The 18393-nt window shown below is 37.4% G+C and carries 13 protein-coding genes; 5 read left to right on the forward strand and 8 right to left on the reverse strand.

Translation table 11 applies throughout. From position 1 onward, the window contains the following. Positions 1–56 precede the first annotated feature (56 nt). A complete protein-coding gene (locus B0E34_RS11600; protein WP_087709616.1) occupies positions 57–6500 on the forward strand; it encodes a GEVED domain-containing protein in 6444 nt (2147 codons plus the stop codon). A 112-nt stretch (positions 6501–6612) separates the two neighbouring features. On the opposite strand, the gene coaE is transcribed toward B0E34_RS11600, so the two are convergent. From coaE to ruvB, 3 genes are all read right to left on the reverse strand, one after another. Next, entirely contained in the window at positions 6613–7248 is a 636-nt protein-coding gene (gene coaE, locus B0E34_RS11605) for a dephospho-CoA kinase (RefSeq protein ID WP_087709618.1), read from the reverse strand. Between the two features lie 9 nt (positions 7249–7257). After that, positions 7258–8124: an MBL fold metallo-hydrolase gene (locus tag B0E34_RS11610; protein WP_087709620.1), complete on the reverse strand. Its 867-nt coding sequence runs from the start codon at positions 8122–8124 to the stop codon at positions 7258–7260. Between the two features lie 79 nt (positions 8125–8203). Continuing rightward, the gene (gene ruvB, locus B0E34_RS11615; RefSeq protein WP_087709622.1) at positions 8204–9226 is read right to left on the reverse strand and encodes a Holliday junction branch migration DNA helicase RuvB; all 1023 of its coding nucleotides are present in this window, start codon (positions 9224–9226) and stop codon (positions 8204–8206) included. Positions 9227–9400: 174 nt separating this feature from the next. Between ruvB and B0E34_RS11620 the strand changes: the two genes are divergently transcribed. From B0E34_RS11620 to B0E34_RS11645, 4 genes are all read left to right on the forward strand, one after another. After that, positions 9401–9766, forward strand: a complete 366-nt coding sequence (locus B0E34_RS11620) for a four helix bundle protein (protein WP_087709624.1) — start codon at positions 9401–9403, stop codon at positions 9764–9766. 28 nt (positions 9767–9794) lie between these two features. Next, a complete protein-coding gene (gene hutI, locus B0E34_RS11625; protein ID WP_087709626.1) occupies positions 9795–11018 on the forward strand; it encodes an imidazolonepropionase in 1224 nt (407 codons plus the stop codon). A gap of 553 nt (positions 11019–11571) precedes the next feature. Beyond that, a complete protein-coding gene (hutG, locus tag B0E34_RS11640; RefSeq protein ID WP_087709633.1) occupies positions 11572–12492 on the forward strand; it encodes a formimidoylglutamase in 921 nt (306 codons plus the stop codon). A gap of 141 nt (positions 12493–12633) precedes the next feature. Then, positions 12634–13932: an aldehyde dehydrogenase family protein gene (locus tag B0E34_RS11645; protein WP_087709635.1), complete on the forward strand. Its 1299-nt coding sequence runs from the start codon at positions 12634–12636 to the stop codon at positions 13930–13932. A gap of 155 nt (positions 13933–14087) precedes the next feature. On the opposite strand, the gene pyk is transcribed toward B0E34_RS11645, so the two are convergent. The 5 genes from pyk to B0E34_RS11670 are packed head-to-tail and all read right to left on the reverse strand — an operon-like array spanning position 14088 to position 18270. Beyond that, positions 14088–15533, reverse strand: a complete 1446-nt coding sequence (pyk, locus tag B0E34_RS11650; RefSeq protein WP_087709637.1) for a pyruvate kinase — start codon at positions 15531–15533, stop codon at positions 14088–14090. Beyond that, the gene (locus tag B0E34_RS11655; protein WP_076390690.1) at positions 15526–15999 is read right to left on the reverse strand and encodes an IPExxxVDY family protein; all 474 of its coding nucleotides are present in this window, start codon (positions 15997–15999) and stop codon (positions 15526–15528) included. Before B0E34_RS11655 ends, pyk begins: the two co-directional genes overlap by 8 nt. Beyond that, a complete protein-coding gene (rnc, locus tag B0E34_RS11660; RefSeq protein ID WP_087709639.1) occupies positions 15977–16741 on the reverse strand; it encodes a ribonuclease III in 765 nt (254 codons plus the stop codon). The genes B0E34_RS11655 and rnc overlap by 23 nt, the downstream gene beginning before the upstream one ends. Positions 16742–16750: 9 nt before the next feature. After that, on the reverse strand, positions 16751–17995 hold the full coding sequence (gene fabF, locus B0E34_RS11665; RefSeq protein WP_076390692.1) for a beta-ketoacyl-ACP synthase II: 1245 nt from the start codon (positions 17993–17995) through the stop codon (positions 16751–16753). A gap of 35 nt (positions 17996–18030) precedes the next feature. After that, entirely contained in the window at positions 18031–18270 is a 240-nt protein-coding gene (locus B0E34_RS11670; protein ID WP_002976354.1) for an acyl carrier protein, read from the reverse strand. Positions 18271–18393 lie beyond the last annotated feature (123 nt).

The raw sequence follows: 18393 nt of genomic DNA on the forward strand, positions 1-18393 counted from the left end.
TTTAATTTAATAATTAAATTTGTTTAGATTTGTATAATTAATATATTGAGAAAGTTATGAAGAAAAATTTTACTTCTTTCTTTTTCCTCTTTTTGTTTGCGATTACCAGTGCACAATGGAGTCCCACGACATTTCGAGGGGAAAAAGCCAGAGCTAGTTCTGATATTAAGAACTATTACTCTTTGGACATTTCTCTGCTAAAGTCTCAATTGGCGAAAGCTCAGGAAACGGGAAAAAATGCAAAACCCGTCACGATTTCTTTGCCAACTTTAGATGGGAAAATTGAAAAATTTGCAGTTTACAGCTTCCCTGTGGTCGTAAAAGAACTGGCAGATCAGTATCAGTTAGGATCTTATGTAGGAGTCGGGGTAGATGATCCCGGCAAATATCTGAGATTCAGTTTAGCACCCGATGATTTTCAGTCGATGATCATTAAGGATGGTAAATATGAATTCATAGAACCTGCTGATAAAAACAAAACAGTTTATGGTGTGCATCCAAAAACTGATAAAAGCAATGAAGGTTTTCTTTGCTCTATGAACGAAGACAGACTATCCAAACAAGAGATAGCCAATCTTTATGCAGAGGGAAAATCATTTGCCAATCAGACAACAAACTTTGCTAAGTCATCCGACAAAAAGTACAGAACGATGAGACTGGCAATGTCTGTAACAGGTGAATATACGCAGTACTTCGGCGGTACCGTTGCTAATGCTTTAACAGCAATCAATGCAACATTAACCAGAGTAAATGGGGTGTTTGAAAAAGATTTTGCATTACACCTTAATTTACAGAATTTTCCAAACGTAATTTATACCAATGCTGCAACAGATCCTTATTCGCCTGCAGCCCAGATGAATAACTGGAATTTGGAACTTCAGCAAACACTTACCGCTAACGTTGGGAATGCCAACTATGATATCGGTCACTTATTTGGTGCTTCCGGTGGTGGAGGTAATGCAGGATGTATAGGATGTATTTGTGTAGATCCTACAGGTCCCACTTCTCAGCAGAAAGGATCAGGATATACTTCTCCTGCGGATGGTATTCCTCAGGGAGATAATTTTGACATAGATTATGTAGCCCATGAGATAGGTCATCAATTGGGTGCAAATCATACATTCTCTCATGGTTTGGAAACAGCCGGAGTAAACGTTGAGCCGGGATCCGGGTCAACAATTATGGGATATGCAGGAATCACAGGAGCAAATACTGATGTTCAGGCTCACTCAGATCCTTACTTCCATGCAGTAAGCATTACTCAGGTACAGAACAGATTAATCAGCAGAACGTGTGATGTTGAAACTCCAATTACAAACAACCCCCCTGTAATTGCACCACTGCCTACTTATAATATTCCTAAAGGAACAGCATTTGTTTTAACAGCTTCTGCTACAGATGCTGAAAATGATCCGATGACATATTGTTGGGAACAAGTAGATAACGCCAGTGTAACAATTAATAAGAATAACTTAGGAACTACTGCAAGTGGTGCTACGTTCAGGTCATTTAATCCAACGACAAGCCCAACAAGATATTTCCCTAAATTATCTTCTGTATTGGCTGGAGTTTTAAACAACTCTAACAATGGATGGGAATCTGTTTCCACTATTGCAAGAACAACGAATTTCAGAGTAACGGTAAGAGATAATAATCCGGTTCCTACTCAACAGCAAACCGAGTTTGCCAATCAGCAGATTATAGTTGGAAATGACGGTCCGTTTAAAGTAACGACAACCAATGCCTATAATAATGGTGCAACAAACGTAACTTGGGACGTAGTTAATACTACCGCCGCTCCATACAATGTCGCGAATGTAAAAATTGATTACACCACAGATAACGGAGTAACATGGACAGTAGCTGTAGCTTCAACCCCAAACGATGGTAGTGAATCTCTTAACTTAACAGGTCTTACTGTTGGAGGAACAGTTAAGATCAGAGTGAGTTCAATAGGAAATGTATTCTATGCCATCGGAAGTGCAACAGTAACTTCTTTACTTACTTGTACCGGAGCAGCTCCTACAGGTATTGTTGTTTCTGCGATTACGCAGACTACAGCTACAGTTACCTGGGCAGCTACTACGAACTCCACGTATGTAGTTCGCTACCGTCCGGTAGGAAGCACAACTTGGATCACAGTGAATGCTGCAACAAACTCAATAAACCTTACAGGTCTTACTGATGGTATTCAATATGAAGTTCAGGTTTCTACAGTTTGTAATGGAGTACAGGGACCATTCTCTGCTTCTACAAACTTTACGACTTTAGGTCTTACTTACTGTACAATGACATCCAGTAACTTTGCTTCAGAGTATATCTCTAATGTAACGGTAACACCTGTAGGTGCTGCTGTAATGAGTAATAACTCTGCGGGATCTACTTATACTGATTATTCTGCTACTCCAAGTGCTTTGGTAAACTTAGTAATCGGTTCTACAGGAAATACTGTTTCTGTTACAAAATTCTTTCCAGGTACAGTATGGAGCGAAGCAGTAGGTGTATGGATAGACTTTAACAGAAATGGAGTTTTTGAAGCGACTGAGCAGGTAATGAATTCACCTTCAAGCACTACAACTCCAGTTTCAGCAACTTTCAACGTTCCTGCAACAGCTTACAATGGACCAGCAACGACAAGGATGAGAGTAGCTATGAGATATATCACATCTCCTGTAATGTGTCAAAGTTTTGGTGATGGAGAAGTTGAGGACTACGCAGTTAAATTAATTCAGCCTATTCCTTGTACAAGTAATGCTCCATTAAATCTTTCTGTTACAAATATTACAGCAACTTCAGCTTATGTAATGTGGGATCCTGCAATAGGAGCAACATACATATTACAATACAGACAGGTAGGTTCTCCAACCTGGATTACAGTTCCTTTAACAACGAATGCTTATACAATAAACAACCTTCTGGAGCAAACTCAATATGAAGTTCAGGTGGCGTATGTTTGTTCAGGAACTACAGGTACGTTTACTGCTCCTTATCAGTTTACAACGCCGGCGGTAACCTATTGTAATATTACTTCTACAAATAATACGAACGGTTATATTTCTAATGTGACAGTTGCTCCAACGAATTCTTACGTAATGAGTAATAATTCAGGAGCCAATTCATATACAAACTATTCTCCGGATCCAGCCAAATTGGTAACATTGGTTCGTAACTCTACGAACAACACAATCTCTGTTTCTAAATCTTGGCTAACAACCACAACATCTTCTTTAGCTGTTGGTGCGTGGATTGACTTTAACAGAAACGGTATTTTTGAAACAGGAGAAAGAGTAATCAGTACTACAGCAAGTACAACAACTCCTATTACGGCTACATTTACAGTTCCTGCAACTGCTTATAATGGTCCGTTAACACTTAGAATGAGAGTTATTTTCTCTACTTCTACAATTACAGATCCTTGTGCAACAGTTGCAAACGGAGAAATTGAAGATTATGCGGTTAAGATTATAGATCTTGCTGCTTGTACTACAGCTCCTCCAACTCCTGTTGTTGTTTCAAACGTTACAGCTTCTACAGCTTTGGTTTCTTGGATCAATGCAACAGGTGCAACTTATACATTAAGATACAGAACAGGTACTGGAGCATGGACTGTAATTGCTCCGGTAACTAACCCTTACACTATTATAAATTTAAATGCAGCTACTACTTATGAAGTACAGGTTGCAACTATTTGTGGTGGTGTTACAGGAGCTTGGTCTGCTTCAACCAACTTTACAACGACTGCAATTTCATATTGTAATTCAGGTACTGCAACTGTAACTGACGGATACATCAATAATATTACGGTTACAGGTACGAATACACCGATGATGTCTAACAACTCCGGACCTAGTACCTATACAGATTATTCTAATGATGCAACAAAGATTATTACATTAGCTCGTAATTCTACGGGTAACGTACTTTCTGTAGGAAGAACAATCTTATCAAGTACATATTCTACCTATGCATGGATAGATTTTAACGGCGATGGAATTTTTAATAACAACCCAACAACAGTTGCCGGTGGAGAAAGAATAATGAACTTAGGATATTCTTCCACAACTCCGGTTACTGCTACTTTCCCTGTTCCTGCCGGAGCTTACTCTGGTACGAATAAAGTGAAAATGCGTGTTATTGTATATTTCTTAACACCTACAGATGCTTGTTCACCACTTACAAGCAACGGTGAAGTTGAAGACTATCAGGTTAAATTTGTAGACATTCAGCCATGTACCACGGCTGCTCCTACCGGTATTACAATGTCCAATATTGCAGCAACTACAGCTACAGTATCCTGGATCTCTTCTACCGGGGCAACTTATTTGGTAAGATGGAGAACTACTAACCCAGTTGGAACTTGGAATACATCTGCTGTAATTACAGGAAATACGTATAACATTACCGGACTTACTGAGCAGACTGCTTATGAAGTTCAGGTAGCAACAATTTGCGGTGGAGTTCAGGGACCTTGGTCAACGTCTGTGCTGTTTACGACTACGCCAATTACTTATTGTAATATGACGGGTACTGGAACGACTGACTTTATTTCAAACGTTACAATAACTTCTGTGAATCCGGGTATTCCTCCAATGAGTAATACTTCTGTACAGACAAATTATATCAGCTATACCACTCCGGCAACATTGGTGAACTTAGAAATAGGTTCTACAGGAAACCAGATTTCAGTAGCTAAAGGCGGAGCACAAAATGATGCAGTTTCGGCTTGGATAGACTTTAACAGAAATGGTGTATTTGAAACTTCAGAACAAATAATGGCTTCTGCAGCAAGTACAACAACTCCTGTTACAGCATTGTTTAACGTTCCTGCAACAGCATATAACGGACCATTAACAACGACAATGAGAGTCGTTCTTAAACGTACAAGTGCTCCTGTTATGTGCCAGAATGCAGTGAATGGAGAAGTAGAAGATTATGCGGTGAAATTAAGACCTTGTTCTACTACAACGCCAACTAACTTAGCCTTCAATACTATTACGCATACTTCTGCAAATGTTACATGGACAGTTCCTGCCGGAGGTCTTACATTCATTGTAAGATACAGAGTATCTGGAACTGGTACATGGACTCAGATTGTAGCATCAACGTTAAATGGAAATCCACCATTGGCTTTAACAGGTTTAACGCCCGCTACAACGTATGAAGTACAGATAGCTGGAAGCTGTGGAACAACTCCTGGAACATTTACACCTACTCAGACATTCACAACAAGATGTGATCCAACCCCTCCGAATGTAACAATAGGAACTGTAACTACTAACTCAGCCGTAGTAACATGGGCTCCGGTTGTACCAAGTGCGACTTATGTAATCAGATACAGAATTGTTGGTACAGCAACATGGGCTACAATAAACGTTACTGCAGCACCGTTGAATACTTACACTCTTACAGGTTTAAGCCCTTATACAACCTATGAAGTACAGGTAGCAAATATCTGTAACGGAGAAACCACAGTTAACCCTTGGTCTAATCCTAAGGTATTTACAACGGAAAGAACATGTCAGTTGCCTCCTCCGGGACTTACCATTACAGCGATTACTCCGACTACGGCACAAGTAACATGGGATCCTTTCCCGGGTGCTACTTATATCTTAAGATACAGAAAAGTAGGAATTCCGAGCTGGACAATGGTTCCGTCTAATACCAATACGATTACCCTTACAGGTTTATCTGAATTGACACAGTATGAAATGCAGGTAGCAAACGTTTGCAGCGGAACTCCGGGAACGTATACACTGCCGTATTTCTTCACAACGCCAACGATTGTTTATTGTCAGATGGCATCAACAGGAGCTATAACTTCAGAATATATTTCTAAAGTAACGGTAACGCCAAACGGTAAACCTCAGATGACGAATATTTCTGTAGGATCTAATTATTCAGATTATACAGGTGTTCCGGCTAAATTTATCGAGCTGATTCAGGGATCTACGGATAACAAGATCGTGATCGATAAAAAACTAGCAGGAAACAATAAAGCAGGAGTTGCAGTCTGGATCGATTTCAACAGAAACGGATATTTCGATATCAACGAAAGAATCCTTGCTGACGGACCAAACAGCAATCCTACCGCGAGCACTACATTTACGGTACCTGCAGATGCATTTATCAGTCTGGTAGACTATAAATATGTCGTAATGAGAGTAGCAATGGGCAAAGATATCATTCCGGTAAATTGTAACAGCTTCCCAGATGGTGAAGTAGAAGATTACACGGTAAGAATTTCTAAACTTCCGGTTGCTAATTCGATCAATCAGACAGATGTTATGATTTATCCGAATCCGGTGAGCTCAGTATTGTATGTGAAAAATATCAGCAAAAAAGCGAATTATAAGATCTATAATTCAGCAGGACAATTATTGTCAAGCGGTATTATCTTAAACAATAAGATCGACGTTCATAACCTGATAAATGGACTTTATGTAATAGACATTTTGGATGGAGACACCATTTCTGTTCAGAAGAAATTTATTAAAGAATAATACATTTAATCATTAATCAACTTAAGCAGGCTCTCAGAAATGAGAGCCTGTTTTTTTACCTGAAGAACAGAAGCATGAAAAAACTCGTTAGAAATAATCCAACGAGTTTAATTTATTCGATATCAAAAACAACTTTTTCGGTTTGTTCCTTGAGATCTTCAAGATTGGTATTGTTATGAATAATGCAGTCTGCAAGTTTTATTTTGTCCTTTTCCGGCATCTGTTTTTCCATCACTGCCTGAACTTCGCGGTAGGTTTTGCCGTCCCGGTCCATTACTCTTTTTATTCTGATATTATCTTCAGCGGTAACAAGTAAAGACTTATAACATTGCTGGTTTAATTTTAATTCAAACAATAAAGCTGTTTCTTTAAAAACCAGATACTTTGTCTGTTTTTTCACCCACTCTTCAAAATCTGTTCTTACAGCAGGATGAATAATTTCATTTAAGCTCTGAAGAAGATCTTTATTGTTAAAAACCTTTTCAGCAACAAATTTCCGATTATAAAATCCTTTTTCGTCATAAGCTTCATCTCCTAAAAGTTCCTTGATTTTCAGCTTTAAATCATCATTGTCGTTTATGATATCTTTCGCCCTGTCATCCGAATAATAAACCGGAAATCCGAACTCTTCAATGAATTTGGCAACCGTAGTTTTTCCTGAACCGATTCCGCCTGTTAAACCAATAATTTTGGGTGCAGATAAGGGATCAGGTTCTGCTTTCTGAGCTTCCGAATGTAATTCTTCCATAATCAAAAATTAATATCCAAAAACATCATTAAAACTAAACGTCTCATCTAATCTTATCCCTTTCTCAGTCATCTTCAGACTTGCCAGTTCGTTGTGTGCGTCATGCTCAAAGAACAACAGATATTCATTATCCACACACTGCTTAAGAAATTTACCCTTTTCTTCTAAAGTTAAAAGAGGACGCGTATCGTAACCCATCACATAAACCTGAGGAATGTGTCCCGCAGTCGGAATTAAATCGGCCGCAAAAACAATCGTTTTTTCCTGATACTGAATCACAGGAAGCATTTGTTTTTCCGTATGACCGTCAACAAAAATCACATCCATTTTCAAGTCAGGTGCAAAACCATAATTTCCGTTTGCCGGAAGGGGTAGAAAGTTCAGTTGTCCGCTTTCCTGAATCGGGATAATATTCTCTTTCAGAAAACTCGCTTTTTCTCTCGCATTAGGTTCCGTTGCCCATTTCCAGTGATTTTCGTTCGTCCAGAACTGTGCATTTTTGAAAGCAGGTCTGTAACCTGTTTTATCGTCATTCCATTCAATTGCGCCACCGCAGTGATCGAAGTGGAGGTGAGTAAGAAAAACATCGGTAATGTCCTCTCTTACAAAACCATATTTTTTTAAGTTTTTGTCTAAATTATCGTCTCCCCAAAGCGAATAATGACCGAAAAATTTATCGTCCTGCTTATTTCCAAGACCACAGTCAATTAAGATTAATTTTTTTCCGTCTTCCACAAGAAGAGAACGGGTTCCCAGTTCAATCAGGTTTCTTTCGTCTGCAGGATTGGTTTTTTCCCACAGACTCTTTGGGACGACTCCGAACATCGCTCCGCCGTCGAGCTTAAATTTTCCGCATTGTATTGGATATAGCTTCATATAATATTGAGTTTTTTATAATGTTGTTTATTTTTTATTTGAATGAAAATCTAAATTTTACTTCGAAATCAAGTTAAACTTAAAACAATTCACCCGGATTTCTCGGTACCGCAATATTCAGATGTTTGTATGCTTTTTCGGTAACCTCTCTTCCTCTCGGAGTTCTGATAATAAATCCTTCCTGAATCAGAAAAGGTTCATAAACTTCTTCCAGAGTTTCAGGGTTTTCTGCAATAGATGTTGCCAAAGCCGAAATTCCCACAGGTTTTCCTTTAAAATTTTCGATCATCACGCGCATAATTTTGTTATCCATCTCGTCCAGACCAAATTCGTCCACATTTAATGAATCCAAAGCATATTTTGTAATGTTGATTTCGATTTCTCCATTTCCTTTTATCTCTGCAAAATCGCGGACTCTTCTTAACAGTGCATTGGCAATTCTTGGCGTTCCACGGCTTCTTCTGGCAATTTCTATGGCGGCATCTTCATAGATTTTTACGCCCAGAACTCTTGCGCTTCGGATAATAATCATCGACAAAAGTTCAATCGTATAATATTCAAGTCTGCTTTGGATTCCGAATCTTGCCAGCATCGGTTTGGTAAGCATTCCGCTTCGTGTTGTTGCTCCCACTAAAGTAAACGGATTCAAGCCGATTTGTACGCTTCGTGCATTCGGACCGGTTTCCAGCATGATATCAATTTTATAATCTTCCATTGCAGAATACAGATATTCTTCCACAACAGGAGAAAGACGGTGGATTTCATCAATGAAAAGCACATCATTTTCTTCCAGATTGGTTAATAAACCGGCTAAACTTCCGGGTTTATCCAAAACAGGTCCCGAAGTTATCTTGCAGTTTACCCCAAGTTCATTCGCGATGATATTGGCCAAAGTGGTCTTTCCCAAACCGGGAGGACCGTGTAAAAGAACATGATCCAGCGCTCCGCCACGCCTTTTTGCAGCCGTCACGAAAACTTCAAGATTTTCCAATGTTTTTCTCTGTCCGGCAAAATCTTTAAAACTCTGGGGACGAATCTGCTCTTCCTGCGCAAGTTCTTCGCGGGAATAATTTTCTTTATCGGGATGTAAAAAATCGGGCATTAATTCAATTTCATTTACCGTAAAGATAGGAAAATTGAGGTAAAAATTAAGATTGAGGCTGAGATTAATTTTAGTGGAATTCTGAGATTTAAGTAAAGGTTATGGGGAAGTGTATTTATGATTTACAATATTGATATATTTTAAGTATTTTTGAGAGGCAAATAGTAATAACAAATGATAAAAGATTTTACTGAGATGCCCGTTTGGCAAAAGGCAATGGATATTGCTGAAAAATGTTTTAATATGTCTGAAAGTTTACCCAAAAAAGAAGATTATGCATTGACTTCACAATTAAGAAGATCAGCGGAAAGTATTTCAGCAAATATTGCTGAAGGTTTTGGGAGAAGAACAGCGAAAGATAAAAGCAGGTTTTATGATATTTCCAGAGGATCTGCATTTGAAACAAAAAGCCATTTGATATACGGAAGCCGAGTAAAATATTTTTCAGAAAATGAGTGCTTAGAAATAAAAAATTTAATTAATGAAGTTGTATATGATTTAAATAAGATAACAAATCATTTAAACAGAATTCATCCTTAATCTAAGCCTCAATCTTAATCTTATAGTAATGAAACTAATTGGTCCTTTCAAGCAGGTGGTAACACTTGCAAACCTTCCTTTAAGAGGAAAACTTTCAGACGAACAGCTTGAGATCATTCCTGATGGAGGAATTTTAATCGATAATAATAAAATCAAAAAGGTCGGAAATTTTGATGCATTAAAATCTGAAAACCAGAATATAGAAATTGAAACGGTAAAAGGAGAGCAGATTGTTCTTCCGGCTTTCGTAGATTCCCACACGCATATTTGCTTTGGCGGAAACAGAGCGAATGATTTCGCCATGCGTAACGCAGGAAAAACATACCTCGAAATTGCGGAAAGCGGGGGAGGAATCTGGAGCTCGGTGCAGCATACAAGAAATGCATCGGAGGAAGAATTGTTAAAAACTTTGCTGGAAAGAATTGATTTTTTAATTTCTCTTGGAATTACAACCATTGAAGTAAAAAGCGGTTATGGTTTAGACGCTGAAAACGAACTGAAAATGCTTCGCATCATTAAAAAAGCGCAGGAAAAGACGAAAGCAACTCTGGTTCCAACCTGTCTTTCCGCACATCTGAAGCCAAGAGATTTTGAAGGAAGCAATGAAGAGTACTTGCACTATATTGTAACGGAAATTTTACCGAAAGTAAGAGAAGAGGATTTGGCGAAGCGGGTTGATATTTTTATTGAAAAATCGGCATTTCAGCCCGAAGAAAGCAAAAACTTTTTGCTAAAAGCTAAAGAATTGGGTTTTGAAATTACCGTACATGCAGATCAGTTTACTCCAGGAAGTTCAAGAATTGCAGTTGAAGTGGGGGCAAAATCTGCCGATCATCTGGAAGCCACCATTGATGACGATATTGAATTTATAGCAAAATCTGATACGGTAGCCACGGCTTTACCCGGGGCAAGTTTAGGATTGGGAGAAAAATTTACGCCGGCGAGAAAATTATTGGACGCAGGAGCAATTGTAGCGATCGCAAGTGACTGGAATCCCGGTTCTGCGCCTATGGGAAATTTAATTACACAGGCTTCCATTCTGGCAACATTTGAAAAGTTGACGACAGCAGAAGTTTTAGCAGGAATGACTTTCCGATCGGCTTTTGCGCTTGGTCTGGAAGATAGAGGAAGATTAACAGAAGGACAAAAAGCGGATTTTGTGACTTTTAAAACCAATAATTTCCAGAATGTTCTTTATAATCAGGGAAGCTTAAAAGCGGACAAGATTTATATTGATGGTAAAATATTATAAAAACTTTGCCATGCTGAAAGGAATTAAAAATCTGGTAATTTATTTCGTACTTCTTATAATATCATTAAACGTACTTTCTATCTTGCAAGCTCTTTGGGTTAATATTGGAAATATAAAAACCGGAGGACAGTTTTTGAATCTTATATATTCAGGGTTTGTTTTTGTAAGTTTTCTTTTATTAATATTGATATCTTTTTATTTCTTAATAAGATGTATGTTTAGTATTTTCCAAATAATAAAAAGTGCATTCATAAATTTAGTTGGCAGGATTAAATAATTAAATTATAAAGCTAAAAATTAAGGTTAGATGAAAAACATAATCATTAATTTCCTATTGATTTTAGTATCAATAATATTATTTATTTTTCTGTCTTTTGTTGGCGTCTTTGCAATTTTTACTGAGAAAATAGAAAGCAATTCCAATAATATTTTAAATGCAGCGATTTTAATAATTTGGTTAATTGTATTTATTTTAATAATATATTTTATCATTAAATTCCTCATAAGTATTTATAGGTATAAAGAATAACAAAATCACAAAACATAAATTAGTATGAATAATATTTGGCAGGGAAGATTAGACGGAGAAGAACTTCTTTTCCACAGAATATTTCAGAGGGTAAAAGAAGAAAATAATTATGATCTTGTTTCACCTAAAGATTTCGTTTTACATGGATTTGCTGTAGATGAAGGCGTTAGACGGAATAAGGGAAGACAGGGCGCAAAAGATGCTCCGGATATTATCCGTAAAAATATGTCGAATTTTCCTGTAATCCGTCCTGATTTTTCTTTGCTGGATTTTGGAAATATTACCTGTGAAGACGGGAATTTAGAGAATACGCAAAACAGTCTTGCCAAAAATGTTTCCAAAGTGTTGCTGAAAGGAGGGAGATCTGTAGTTTTAGGCGGAGGTCATGAAGTGACTTATGCACATTATTTAGGCTTAAAAACAGCTTATCCCGAACAGAAGATAGGAATCATTAATATTGATGCTCATTTTGATAACAGACAGCCTGAAAATGGAGTAGGAGCGAGTTCCGGAACCGGATTCTGGCAAATTGCTCAGGAAGGCGAAATTCATTCGCTGCATATCGGAATTCAGAGAAATTCAAATACTTTGAAATTATTTGATACCGCTCATCAGTACGGAATGAAATATATTCTTGCCGATGAACTTTTCTTTGAAAATTTACCTTCCGTTTACCAAAGAATTAATGATCTGCTCGACAGTGTAGATTATCTGTATCTTACGATTTGTATGGATGTTTTCAACGCTTCCATTGCTCCCGGAGTTTCCGCTTCCGCCTATAACGGAATTTTTGCTGATGCCGCATTCATGCATTTTTACAGACATATTCTGAAAAGTGAAAAACTTTTGGCACTCGACGTCGCGGAGGTAAATCCTCAGTTTGACATACAGGACAGAACTGCAAGATTAGCCGCAACACTTATGAATGAGTGGTTTATGATTTAACATAAAAATTAACAATATTCCGATAGAAAAAATCATTATTTTATATAACCCGAAGGAACAGGATTTGTTGCTTCCAAGATGCTTGAAGAAAAGCATTAATTAAATTCGGTACAGACTGAATTTAAAAACAGAAATTATAGTATGGAACAATTAATTGAAAATAAACTTATCAAAGCAGATAAGGCATTTTCAGAATGGAGAAAAGTACCATTCGAAGACAGACAGAAACTCATTGCTAAAGCAGCGGTAATCTTAAAAAACAATTCTGAAAAATTTGGAACGATCATTACTCAGGAAATGAACAAACCTATTTCAGAGTCTATTGCTGAGGTTGAAAAATGTGCTTTAATGATGAATTATTATGCAGATGCTGAAAATATTTTAAAACCAGAGAAAATCGAGTCCGAATTTTCTTATTCTGAAGTTCATTATGTTCCAAAAGGGGTAATTTTAGGAGTAATGCCATGGAATTTCCCTTTCTGGCAGGTCTTGAGATTTGCCGTTCCTGCCATTTTAGCCGGAAATACCGTTGTGCTAAAACATGCTTCAATTTGTTTCGGAAGCGGAAATGCTATCGAAGAAGTACTTTTGGAAGCCGGATTTCCGGAAGGAATTTTCCAGAATCTTGAGGTAAGTCATAAAGAAGTAAAAGGAATTCTCGAATATGATGCGGTAAAAGGAGTCAGTCTTACAGGAAGTGGAAAAGCCGGAGGAGAAGTAGCTTCTATTGCAGGATTAAATATCAAAAAATCTTTACTTGAACTTGGCGGAAGTGATGCTTTTATTGTACTGGACGACGGAGATCTGGATGAAGCGGCAAAAGCGGGGGTAAAATCAAGACTTCAGAATTGCGGACAAACCTGTACCGCGGCGAAAAGATTCATCATTGATGAAAAAATTGAAGAGGCTTTTCTTCCTAAATTTATTGAAGAATATAAAACATATGAAGTTGGAGATCCGATGGATAAAGAAACCAAAATTGCCGGAATGGCGAGACCGGATCTTGCAGATGAACTGGAAAAGCAGTTTCAGAAAGCACTGGAACACGGAGCTGAAATCATTCTTCCTTTGGAAAGAATTTCTGAAAATGAATTCAAACCCGGTCTAATTCGTGTGCAGGAAGGAAATCCTATTCTGCAGGAAGAGCTTTTCGGACCTTTAGGAATGGTGATGATTGCTAAAAATGACGAAGAAGCTTTAAAAATGGCGAATGATATTCCTTTTGGACTTTCAAATTCCGTATGGACAAAAGATCAGTCACGACAACTATTCTTCATAGAAAATCTTGAATCGGGAACCGTTAATATCAACAGAATGACAAGTTCTGATCCGCGTTTTCCATTCGGAGGATCAAAAGCTTCAGGATATGGGACAGAGCTGTCTTTATTGGCTTTACGCGAATTTGTAACGGCAAGAACTGTTGTAGGAAATTATGAGTAAATAAGGAAGTTGGAAGAGGGGAGATGGAAGTTTATAAAAGTATTGCTTAATGCGCTTTCAATATTTATTCTTTCCGCTTTTGGCTCTGAAAAATAAAAAAACTCACGAATAAGTTTCGTGAGTTTTTTGTTTTATAATTAACAGTTTTGTATTAATTAAACTGTCGTTAATCTTAAGGTATTTGTTTTTCCGCCTTCGTAAGATGGAGTTGCATTGATGTTGATGACAAAGTCTCCCGACTCGATGTAGCCATAGTTATGGGTTAACATATTCACTTGGATAATCGTTTCATCAGTAGATTTCTTCATATCGTAATAATAGGCGTGAACTCCCCAAAGAAGATTCAGCATAGTAATTACTCTCTTGTTTCCACTGTAAACAATAATATGAGAATTCGGTCTGTGAGCTGCCAACTGGAACGCTGTATAGCCTGAACTTGTCAGCGTAACAATTGCAGAAACATTGGTTGTTTTTGCGATTCTTACAGCAGCAAGACAAACTCTGTTGGTAATAAATCGATCATCAATACAGTTGAAATCTTTTTCGATAGGCTCGTTTTTGTGCTGGTAAAAATGAGTAGTTTCAATGTTTTTCACAATTTTAGCCATATTTTCCACTACCTGAACCGGATACCTTCCTACAGAAGTTTCTCCTGAAAGCATTACGGCATCTGCTCCATCCAATACAGAGTTTGCAACGTCATTTACTTCCGCTCTTGTTGGGGTTAAACTGTTAATCATCGTTTCCATCATCTGGGTAGCGATAATTACCGGCTTGGAATAGAATCTTGCTTTTTCAACCAGCGTTTTCTGGATGGCAGGAACTTCTTCCATCGGAACTTCCACTCCTAAATCTCCACGTGCAACCATTAAACCGTCGCATTCCAGTAAAATTTCTTCTATATTTTTTACACCTTCCGGCTTCTCAATTTTCGCAATAATCGGCGTTTTGAATTTTCCGTTCGGATGTTTAGAAATCAATTCTTTAAGATCGATAATATCCTGTGCATGACGAACGAATGAAAGTGCGATCCAGTCTACTTCCTGATCCAGCATGAAATTGGCATCCTGAATGTCCTTTTCCGTTAAAGCAGGAAGAGAAACATTCGTATTGGGAAGGTTTACCCCTTTTTTAGAACTTAACGGTCCCCCTTGAATGGTTTTCGCTTTTACAGTGTCTAATTCATTGGTTTCGGTAACTTCCAAAACGAGTTTACCATCATCAATAAGAATTCTTTCTCCAACTTTTACATCCTGTGGAAACTGTTGGTACGTCATGTACACTTTTGTAGAATCTCCCTCAATTTTTTCATTGGTGAAAGTAAGGATATCTCCCGGATTAAGGTAAGAACCTTCTTTTACAACGCCTACTCTTAGTTTAGGACCCTGTAAATCTCCTAAAATACCAACCGAGAAACCGTATTCTTTATTAAGTTCTCTGATGATTTCGATATTTGAACGAACTAAGTCGTAATCAGCGTGTGAAAAATTGATTCTGAAAATATCAACACCTGCTTTCATTAACCCTAACATTACTTCCTTCGACGATGAAGCCGGACCAAGCGTTGCAATAATTTTTGTCTTCTTTAAATACTTATTCATAATACTGGATAATTTGATAAAGTTCTTCCTCAGAACCTAATGTATAATCTTGAATCGGAAACACAAGATTTTCAGGGAGCAAAATTACGGAAAAATCAGGAAACTGTTCCGAACTGTGCAAAATATATTGCACTTCTACCTGATTATTTAATAAAAATTTAATGTTTTCTTCTTCCGAGAAGAGTTCAGTCTGTAATTTTTTTTGTTTACTTTCTGCAGATCTGTTCGAAATGAAGGTAAAACAAGTCTTTGTAAATTTATGGTAAGCCTCAAATCTTGGAAAAAAGTAATCATAATAAGATCCGTGAAGAATAACATCTTCAATCCTTTTGAATGTAAGATCGTTGTTTTGATTTACTTTATAGAAAAACTCATGATCGGGTATATTCTTTGCTAATCTTACCAATCCGATGGTAATATCTTCAAATTCAATATCATCTATATCATAAAGTCTTTGGATTTCCAAGTATATTTTCTTTTTTGTTTAAAATATAAAATGCTCTTTGTGCTGCCTTTTCTTCGGCTTTCTTCTTGGAAGTTTCTGTGGCATTCGCGATTTTTTCTTCTCCCAGCCAAACATGACATCGGAAAACAATCGATTTATTTACCTGAATTTCTTCGCAAGTTTCGTACTTTATATTCAGTTTCTTCTTCTGGCTCCATTCCAGCAGAAGACCTTTGTAGCTTACAATTTTATTTTCTAGTTTGTTAATTTCTGTAGGCGTAAGTAATCTTTCCAGAATGATCTTTTTACAGGTTTCATACTGGAAGTCGAGATAAACAGCACCTATTAAAGCTTCAAATAAATTTCCGGAGATGTTTTCACCTAAAGCCACCACAGAGTTTTGTTTCTGCAGAAGACTGGTAAGTTTTAAATCTTCTCCTAATTTATTAAGATTCTTCCTATTAACAATCTTAGATTTCATCTGCGTCAGATATCCTTCATTGGCTTGAGGATAGGTATGAAACAAATGACAAGAAATAATTGTACCCAAAACAGAATCTCCTAAAAATTCCAGCCTTTCGTAATTGCTGTCTTTGTTTTTAGAAGAATTTTTTAAAGAAAAAGCTTCGCGGTAGAGGGCAACATTTTGTACCTCAGTTCCAAGCATTTTGCTGAGTTCAGTAATGAGAAAATAATCTCTCTCCGTTAGTTGTCTTTTTCTTTTTTTGAGAAGGAATTTAGAAAAGTATTTCTGTAACTCCATTCAGTAGATTTAGATTTTCTTAAATAGAACGCAGGCATTGTGCCCACCAAACCCAAAAGTATTACTCATGGCTACTTTTACATCTTTCTTAGCAGCTTCGTTGAATGTGAAATTCAGTCTGCTATCGATATTTTCATCATCAGTAAAATGGTTGATGGTAGGAGGAACAATACCATGAATAATAGTTCCCAACGCAGCAATAGCTTCAATAACTCCTGCAGCACCCAAAAGGTGGCCGGTCATTGATTTTGTAGAATTAATCTGAATATCGAAAGCGTGCTCTCCCAATAATTTTGAAATGGCATTAGATTCTGCAATGTCTCCTAATGGAGTAGATGTACCATGCATATTGATGTGATCTACTTCATCAGCAGTTAATCCTGCATCTTCCAGACAGTTCTTCATTACGAGATAAGCGCCTAAACCTTCAGGATGAGGTGCTGTCATGTGATGTGCATCTGCACTCAGACCGCCGCCTTTTAATTCTGCGTAAATTGTAGCTCCACGTTTTACGGCGTGCTCATATTCTTCAAGAATGATACATCCTGCTCCTTCACCAAGAACAAATCCGTCTCTGTCTTTGTCGAAAGGTCTTGAAGCCGTTTTCGGATCATCATTTCTTGTAGAAAGTGCCATCATTGCATTGAAACCACCGACACCACTTGCTGTAACGGCTGCTTCTGAGCCTCCACACACAATAACGTCTGCTTTTCCAAGCTGGATCAGCATTTTGGAATCAATTAAAGCGTTTGCTGAAGACGCACATGCAGAAACAGTAGTGTAATTCGGACCATGGAAACCATACTCTATAGATATATGTCCCGGAGTGATGTCTGCAATCATTTTAGGAATAAAGAATGGGTTGAATCTCGGAATTTCCGTATTTGCCCATCCTAAAACTTCAGTCTCAAAAGTCTCTAAACCTCCGATTCCTGAACCCCAGATTACTCCGACTCTGTTTTTGTCTACGTTATCTTCAATAATTCTTGAGTGGGTTACTGCTTCTCTTGCAGCAACAAGCCCAAGTTGTGTATTTCTATCCATTTTTTTAGCCTCTTTCTTGTCGAAATGGTCTAATGGATTGAAATTTTTAACTTCGCAAGCGAACTTAGTTTTAAAGTTTGTGGCATCAAAAAGAGTAATAGGAGCAGCACCGCTCTCACCTTTCACAAGATTTTCCCAGTATTCTTTTGCATTATTTCCAATTGGTGTTATTGCTCCAAAACCGGTTACAACTACTCTTTTTAATTCCATAAACTTTGTTTAATTTTCTTATTTGTTGAAGAATATTATTTATTTACTACTTCTTCGATATAAGCGATAGCGTGTCCTACAGTAGTAATTTTTTCTGCTTGATCATCAGGGATTTGAATATTGAATTCTTTTTCAAATTCCATGATAAGTTCAACTGTATCCAAAGAATCAGCTCCTAAATCGTTTGTGAAGCTAGCTTCTGGAGTTACTTCTGTTTCTTCAACGTCAAGCTTATCAGCGATGATAGCTTTTACTCTTGATGCAATGTCTGACATAGTAAATTTTTTTTTAATTGTTAGATGGTGCAAATATATAAAATTCTTTACGATAAAACATTTTTTTAGTCTTTTTTGTGGTTTACAGAAGAGTATTTTGTAATTTGTGGGTTTATTGTTTTC

The sequence above is a fragment of the Chryseobacterium mucoviscidosis genome (assembly GCF_002177115.1).
Lineage (GTDB): Bacteria > Bacteroidota > Bacteroidia > Flavobacteriales > Weeksellaceae > Chryseobacterium > Chryseobacterium mucoviscidosis.

Excerpts from the sequence above, each read along its gene's own strand:
- B0E34_RS11600 (WP_087709616.1), top strand. The coding sequence starts at position 57 with ATGAAGAAAAATTTTACTTCTTTCTTTTTCCTCTTTTTGTTTGCGATT.
- fabF (WP_076390692.1), bottom strand. The coding sequence starts at position 17,995 with ATGGAATTAAAAAGAGTAGTTGTAACCGGTTTTGGAGCAATAACACCA.
- pyk (WP_087709637.1), bottom strand. The coding sequence starts at position 15,533 with ATGAATAAGTATTTAAAGAAGACAAAAATTATTGCAACGCTTGGTCCG.
- B0E34_RS11620 (WP_087709624.1), top strand. The coding sequence starts at position 9,401 with ATGATAAAAGATTTTACTGAGATGCCCGTTTGGCAAAAGGCAATGGAT.
- B0E34_RS11645 (WP_087709635.1), top strand. The coding sequence starts at position 12,634 with ATGGAACAATTAATTGAAAATAAACTTATCAAAGCAGATAAGGCATTT.
- rnc (WP_087709639.1), bottom strand. The coding sequence starts at position 16,741 with ATGGAGTTACAGAAATACTTTTCTAAATTCCTTCTCAAAAAAAGAAAA.
- hutI (WP_087709626.1), top strand. The coding sequence starts at position 9,795 with ATGAAACTAATTGGTCCTTTCAAGCAGGTGGTAACACTTGCAAACCTT.
- coaE (WP_087709618.1), bottom strand. The coding sequence starts at position 7,248 with ATGGAAGAATTACATTCGGAAGCTCAGAAAGCAGAACCTGATCCCTTA.
- ruvB (WP_087709622.1), bottom strand. The coding sequence starts at position 9,226 with ATGCCCGATTTTTTACATCCCGATAAAGAAAATTATTCCCGCGAAGAA.
- B0E34_RS11670 (WP_002976354.1), bottom strand. The coding sequence starts at position 18,270 with ATGTCAGACATTGCATCAAGAGTAAAAGCTATCATCGCTGATAAGCTT.
- B0E34_RS11610 (WP_087709620.1), bottom strand. The coding sequence starts at position 8,124 with ATGAAGCTATATCCAATACAATGCGGAAAATTTAAGCTCGACGGCGGA.
- hutG (WP_087709633.1), top strand. The coding sequence starts at position 11,572 with ATGAATAATATTTGGCAGGGAAGATTAGACGGAGAAGAACTTCTTTTC.